1 protein-coding gene is annotated in these 1763 nt (G+C 30.2%); it reads right to left on the bottom strand.

The genetic code is table 11. The features are described 5' to 3' along the window. Positions 1-324 precede the first annotated feature (324 nt). The coding region (locus tag OZD61_RS03170; RefSeq protein ID WP_274979820.1) for a hypothetical protein at positions 325-1763 on the bottom strand (1439 nt) is incomplete at its 5' end.

The following is a 1763-nucleotide window of genomic DNA, read 5'->3' as shown; positions in this document are numbered from 1 at the left end:
AGATATACCTCTTTCTTAACTATGCTTATTTTACCTCATATTTTCGAGATCCTTAACAGGTTCTTAGAAACGCAATTACCGGTCGAAAACGTTTATTTTTAAAATTAGATCTACTTCATCAAAATTAATGCTGTTTATTCGAATACTAAAAATGCAATAGATTCAACTTTTATTGCAGTTTGCCAGCCAAAAAGATCATAAGAAACAAAGTTTTTCCGGTATTGCAGAGCGCGGCAAGAGTACAAAGGTTGGTTTTTCAGCCTTAAGTCACACTTTTCCTTAACTTGGCCGCGTACGGTTTATTGAACACTCTTCGTGATCAAGTTAAGTAGCTGGGGGAGAAAAAGCTGAACGTACCTGCTGCACAGCATTGTCATAATCCTTACTTGTTAATGGCTTCAAATCACCTAGTTTTGATGCTACTTTTTCTATTTCTCTATTTGTACTAGTCGTATTGTTTTTAGGATACTTAAGAGCTCTATTAAATAGTTGAAGATTATCTGCAGCCTCTTGTCCATGCTGAACCTTCCGTATTTGATCTAAAAGATCTATTTCACTAGTATCATCAAATGACTTAAGACTACCACTGATAAATTGAATCTTATTGCACATCATGCCTATATCAAAATCAGAGCCTCTACTGCTATAACTCCATATTGAATTTTTCTTATTATTTGTTCTTTTATATAACTCCGGTGTTGCCAGATTCTTGTCTCTAGGAATAATATTATTTTTATCACTGCAATACAGATCACCCTTTTCAGACATGTTTTGATAGTAACAATAACAGTGTAGAATTTCAAAGCATACTTTATATATACTCTCTTGAATATCCTGTATTTTTTCTATATCTCCACATTTTTTAACTACTTCTCTAAATCGTTCTTCATCATCTATACCTTTCTTAAACTCCAAGATTTTTTTCAATTTTTCACTATTTAGTTCTGTTTTATTAGCATTATCTTCTGGATAAACTGCACTTAAAATAGCAAGTAAGTGCTCTTCTTTAAGCGGTGATATGAAATCATTAAGTAATTTTTGGTAAACTTTAGACTGAAAATAATGAGCTATACTATTTACAGTGTATTGTTCTGCCTTATCTTTATCTATAACATTTTCACAATTACAACTAGTTAACTCTTTTATTAGAGGAGAATTTTGCAATTCTGTAAAAATAGATAGGCCATTAAGAACATTAACATAAAATTTCTCTTTTGTAATTTTTTCCTTCTCTAAATACTGCTTAATTGTAGAGCCACTTGAAATCAGATTAAATATTATACTAGATATATCATTTGAACCAATCTTTTGATCATTCGAAAATAATGACTGCGCGTGATCATATACTTCTTTAGCCCATGAATTTTTCTCATTAATGTACTGAGTTATTCGTTCTTTCTGCTCTTTACTTAGACCAGTAGTTACAACTAATTTATTTAATAAAGTTTTTATAGTCTGGTTTAGTTGGTTCAATTCTTCTTTTCTTTCTTCTTTTGCGAATTCATGTAGATTTTCCATTATAAAATCTGTGCTACTTTTAACCTTATCTCCTGTTAAAGAAAGGATTTTCTTCAATGCCAATCCATTGCTAATAATATCTTTATATTTATAATTTTGAATTATATGTGCGTACGCTCTTTCATTTATCAATTCATCTTTTTTTTCGTTATTTTCTAGTTTTTTTACTTCTTGTTTAAACTCTTTGTATGAAGAATGCGTTTTGAACCAGTAGACAATTTTTGTGATAAATTCTAAAATGAAAG

Origin of the sequence: Wolbachia endosymbiont of Drosophila bocki (assembly GCF_028982005.1) — a bacterium.
Taxonomy (GTDB): domain Bacteria; phylum Pseudomonadota; class Alphaproteobacteria; order Rickettsiales; family Anaplasmataceae; genus Wolbachia; species Wolbachia pipientis.
The sequence above is the reverse complement of the archived record's forward strand: the minus strand, read 5'-3'. Positions and strand labels throughout refer to the sequence as shown.